Source organism: Streptomyces recifensis, assembly GCF_002154615.1.
Classification (GTDB): domain Bacteria; phylum Actinomycetota; class Actinomycetes; order Streptomycetales; family Streptomycetaceae; genus Streptomyces; species Streptomyces griseoluteus.
Map to the genome: position 1 here is coordinate 1 of NZ_MUNH01000686.1, position 4,333 is coordinate 4,333.

At 72.5% G+C, this 4,333-nt stretch carries 5 protein-coding genes; all 5 read left to right on the plus strand.

Translation table 11 applies throughout. The features are described 5' to 3' along the window. The first annotated feature begins 333 nt into the window (after positions 1 to 333). Entirely contained in the window at positions 334 to 888 is a 555-nt protein-coding gene (locus CCN33_RS28370; RefSeq protein WP_086696273.1) for a DUF3291 domain-containing protein, read from the plus strand. Positions 889 to 1,014: 126 nt separating this feature from the next. Next, positions 1,015 to 1,440 carry a GntR family transcriptional regulator gene (locus CCN33_RS28375; protein ID WP_086696274.1) on the plus strand — a complete coding sequence of 142 codons (426 nt, stop codon included), beginning with the start codon at positions 1,015 to 1,017 and terminating at the stop codon, positions 1,438 to 1,440. After that, complete coding sequence (locus CCN33_RS28380; protein WP_086696275.1) at positions 1,415 to 2,320, plus strand: ABC transporter ATP-binding protein; 906 nt, start codon at positions 1,415 to 1,417, stop codon at positions 2,318 to 2,320. The genes CCN33_RS28375 and CCN33_RS28380 overlap by 26 nt, the downstream gene beginning before the upstream one ends. After that, the gene (locus CCN33_RS28385; RefSeq protein WP_086696276.1) at positions 2,317 to 3,222 is read left to right on the plus strand and encodes a hypothetical protein; all 906 of its coding nucleotides are present in this window, start codon (positions 2,317 to 2,319) and stop codon (positions 3,220 to 3,222) included. Before CCN33_RS28380 ends, CCN33_RS28385 begins: the two co-directional genes overlap by 4 nt. A gap of 104 nt (positions 3,223 to 3,326) precedes the next feature. Beyond that, positions 3,327 to 4,333 (plus strand): GAF domain-containing protein (locus tag CCN33_RS28390; protein WP_167387970.1); only part of this gene is annotated, 1,007 nt, incomplete at its 3' end.

Sequence of the window (4,333 nt, forward strand, 5' to 3'; positions counted from 1 at the left end):
CCACGGCGCACCGTGCGAGCAGCCGGGCGGCCAGCCCCGCCCGGAACCGCGCTGTTCGTGCCCCGCCCATGACGTCCTCCCGGTGGATCTCGGCCCGCCCCGCACCACCAGCCTGCCGCAGAGCCTCGGCCGGGGAGCGTCCCGGTCGCCTGTACGGGTCCACGGGGTCATCCGAAGGTTGCCAAACGTCGCGGTCGGGGTGTACTCCGCCCCCATGTGCGCCCGCATGGTCTCCGGCTTCGGCAGAAGGCCACTTGGGAAGAAGAAACGCAACTTCGACAGGGCCCGCAGCGGCCGCTACCTTCACCTGGACTTCGGCCCAGGGAGAGACGCATGCCCCAGCTAGCCCTGTACACCTTCGGCGTCCTGAGGTCACCCCTCGCCGACGCCACACCGCTCACGCGTGAGTTCTACGAGACCGGTGCTGCCGTCTACCGGGAGATCGGCCGGCACCCCGGATACCTCGCCCATGCCGAACCGGCGGCCGGCGACCAGGGTGAGCTGTTCGGCGCCGACTGGGGTGCGTGGGGGGACTTCGCCGTGCCGGCCTGGTACGACAAGGGCCGTACGGCACAGACGACCGCCCTGGCCGCCACCCTCTCCCTCTGGACCGGCCTGCGCCCCGCCTTCGACGCCCTCTACACCGGCCTGCACCGCGCAGCGCTGAACAGGCGTCACGACTGGTTCGAGAGGACGGGGCATCCCAATCACGTCTTCTGGTGGGTGTCCGGCGACGTGACACCCACCTGGCAGGACGGGGTCTCCAGGCTGGAGCACCTCAGGGACCACGGCCCCGCGCCGCACGCCTTCACCTTCCAGCGGGCCTTCACTCCGGACGGAACCCCCATCGCGGTGTCGCGCCGGCGAGGTCCGGGCCCGGCACGTTGAGGTGGCCGGACAGTCCGGCCGGCTCGTCCGGGTCGCCGGTGATCTCGCCGCCAGGAGCGCCTTGACGTGTGCGGAACCCTCAATGCATCATTCCATTAGTTCATTGGTTGAAAGCGGGGTTGACTCGTGGCGTTCGCCTTCCGGATCGACCGGTCCAGCGGGGTACCCAGCTATGTCCAGATCGTCCAGCAGGTCCAGCAGGCCCTTCGGCTGGGCCAGTTGGAACCCGGTGACCGTCTGCCGACCGCCCGTGCGGTCGTGGAGGCGACCGCGCTCAACCCCAACACCGTGCTCAAGGCGTACCGCGAGCTGGAGTCCCAGGGCCTGGCCGAGACCCGGCGCAGGCACGGGACGTTCATCACCGGCACGCTCGGCTCCTCCTCCGGCGACTCGCCCTGGCGGGCGGAACTGGCGGACGTGGCGGCGCGGGCCCGTACGGCGGGGCTGGAGCGCGAGGACCTCGCCGCGCTGTTCACCGCCGTCCTCGAAGACCTCTACTCGTCGAAGTACTCATCGAAGGAACCCGATGTCGTTCCCCACCAGCAGTCCTGAAGCGGCGCTCGCCGCGGACGGCGTCACCAGGAGATACCGGCGCAGTGGTCCGGACGCGCTCGGCGGCTGCACCTTCGCCGTCCCCGCCGGGGTCGTCTGCGCGCTCGTCGGACCGAACGGCGCGGGCAAGTCCACCCTGCTGGAGCTGGCGGTCGGGCTGCAGCGGCCCACCACCGGCACCCTGGAGGTCTTCGGCCGGCCCACGCGTGTCGGCAATCCGCGGGTCGCCTACCTGGCGCAGGACCGGCCGCTGTTCCCCCGGTTCACCGTCGCCGAGACGCTGCGCCTGGGCGCGCGGCTCAACGAGGGCCACTGGGACGCGGAACTGGCCGAGCGGTTCGCGGGCCCCTCCCGCTTCGGCAAGGGCGACCGTATCGGCAGCCTGTCCGGCGGCGAGCGCACCCGGATCGCCCTGGCCCTCGCCCTCGGCAAGCGGGCCGACCTGCTGCTGCTCGACGAGCCGATGGCGGACCTGGACGTCCTCGCCCGCCAGGAACTGATGGGCCTGCTCATGGCGCACGTCGCCGACACCGGCGCGACGGTGGTCATGTCGTCGCACATCCTGTCCGAGCTGACCGACGTCTGCGACCACCTGCTGCTTCTCGACGCGGGTACGACCCGGCTGTGCGGCGACATGGACGAGCTGGCCGACGCCCACGCCGTGGTGGCCTTCGCCGGGGGTGCCGGGCAGCTCGCCGGTCATGCCGTCGTCGAGTCCCGCCCCGCCGGGCGCGGCACCACCGCCCTGATCCGCCGCGGGGGTCCGCTTCCCGCCGACTGGGAGGTGCGGCCGCCCTCCGTGGAGGAGCTGGTGCTCGCCCACCTCACCGGCCCGTCCCTCCCCGCCTCCCTACCGCCTCGCAAGGACACCGCCGCATGAGCGCCGCCATCGCCGCCGCCCCTACGACTCCCCGGCCCGGCCGCCTCCGGCCCCTCGCGGGGATCGCCCTGCGCCAGTACTGGGTCCCCGGCGTGATCCTCCTGCTGCTGGCCCTGCGCATCGGCGTCCTGATCGTGTACCACTACTACGGCTGGGCCGACGCCGTCGCCCTGCGGAACCACGTCGGCAGCCAGGCGTACCACTTCGGACGCTATGCGGATGACGCCCACACCATGACGGCGGAACTCATGGGTGACGGCGCCATGCTCGCCTTCCAGCCCGCCCTGTTCGCCGCGCTGCTCACCGGTGTGCTGACCGCACGTGAATGGGAGACCCGGCGTGTGGTCCTCGCCCTCACCCAGACGGTGACCCCCCGACGCTGGTTCGGCGTCCGCTGGGCGACGCTGGCGGGAATCGTCGTGGTGCTGACCCTCCCGCTGGTGGTGCTGTACCGGATGAGCGTCGTGCACGCCTTCGACCTCGACCTGCTCACCTACGGTGCCGAGCGGCAGAACGCGTACTACACGATCGGCCCGGTCACCGTCGCGTACGTCGTCCTCGGCGTCGCGGCCGGCGCGCTGACCGGCACGTACCTGCGCCGCCTGTGGCCGACGCTCGTCGCCGCCCCGCTGCTGACCTGGCTGGTGGCCGCCGTGCTCGTCCGGTCCCGCGCCATGCTGCTGCTCGACCTGCCGGTGCTCTCCAGGGTGGACGGATTCCACCCCGGCGGCGTATTCGGCCTGATGTTCTTCGACGCCCTGCCCCAGGACGCCTACCTCACCAACACCCTCACCCCCGGCGACTACTGGCCGTACCAGCTCGCCTCCAGCGCCCTGGTCCTCGCGGTGGCGGCCCTCCTGGCCCTGACCGCCTTCCGCGTCGTCCGCCGCCGCACGGCCTGACCCGGAACCCGGCCCCGCCCCGGCGAAAGATGATCGCCCGGGCGGAGTCGTGCCCCCGGAATGCGCCCCGCCAGCGTGTTGCGCATGCTGGTTGGGGAGGTGCCATGGAAGGCGACGCCCGACGCGAGCGCACCCTCGAGACCTGCCCGCAGGCCATGCGTGTGGCCTGTGAGGCGCTGGCGGCCTCGCCGCTGGGGATCCTCGTCCTCGACGACGAGCTGCGAGTCACCGAGTGCAACGCGGCCGCGCACCACCTGACGGCCGGCACCGATCCGACCGGCAAGGTGTTCACCGACGTACTTCCGCTGCGCGACCCCGAGGCCGAGACGGCTCAGGCGCGCGACGTACGGAGCAGCGGTGTGGCCTCGCTGAACCGGCTGGTCCGCACCCGGGCCACCCCCCGGCTGGGCCCCCGGACCCTGTGTCTCTCGTTCTTCCCGGTGCCGCCCGGACAGGAGGAGTCCGGGCTCATCTGTACGGTCGCGGACATCACCCCCGAAGCGGCGGACTCCGGCACCGACCCGCTGCGGCGGCTGGCGGTCATCCAGGGCGAGGTCGGGGAGACCCTCGACCACGACACCACCTGCGCCGAACTCGCCGACGCGCTCGTCCCCGGCGCCGCCGACACCGTCGTCATCGCCCTCGCCGAGCACATGGCCAAGGGCGAACCCCCTCCACCGGCCCGGCACCACCCCGAGCCGCTGTGCCCGATCGCGTGCAGCGGAGCCCCGGAGGGCAGCCATGTGTGGCCCGCCGACCAGAGCCCCTTCGCCTCCCTTCTGACCGATCACACTCCGCGCGCCACCGACATCGGGGCCGACACCGGCTGGCTGGACGCCGAACCGGCGCTGAAGCGCCTGCTGCGCGCGGCCGGGGCGCACGGGCTGCTCGCGGCCCCGATCATGCGCGAGGGGACGGTACTCGGTCTGCTCCTGCTCTACCGCGGCGAGACGCCGGCCCCGTTCTCCCGCGAGGACATCGTCCTCCTCGAGAAGGTCTGCGCGCACACCGCGCGGTGCCTGGACCACGCCAGCCGCTTCCACCGCGAGCACACCGTCGCGCTGGCCATCCAGAACTCCCTGCTGCCGAGGCAGCCACCGACCGGGGCCGC